This window comes from Halomonas sp. ND22Bw, from assembly GCF_003011945.1.
Classification (GTDB): Bacteria; Pseudomonadota; Gammaproteobacteria; order Pseudomonadales; family Halomonadaceae; genus Halomonas; species Halomonas halophila.
Window position 1 is genome coordinate 1 of sequence record NZ_PXWD01000738.1, and the last position, 276, is coordinate 276.

Here is a 276-nt window from a genome sequence, read left to right on the forward strand (position 1 = left end):
ACAAGGCCCTGGATTTCCAGCGATGGGTTCAGGCTGTGCTTGACCATGTCGATGGTTCGCATCAGTTGGCTCAACCCTTCCAAGGCAAAGAACTCGCACTGCAACGGCACCAGAACCGCGTCCGCCGCAGCCATGGCGTTCAACGTCAGAAGGTTCAGCGACGGGGGGCAGTCGATCAGCACATAGGTGACGCCCGCCGTGGCGCCGGTCTCCCCGACGCCCTTGAGCACGTTGCGCAGGCGATGGGCACGGTCCGGCGCGCTCGCCATCTCCAGC

The 276-nt window shown here is 64.1% G+C and carries 1 protein-coding gene; it reads right to left on the reverse strand.

The features are described from left to right. Nucleotides 1-276 (reverse strand): ParA family protein (locus tag CVH10_RS20090; RefSeq protein ID WP_146143160.1); only part of this gene is annotated, 276 nt, incomplete at both ends.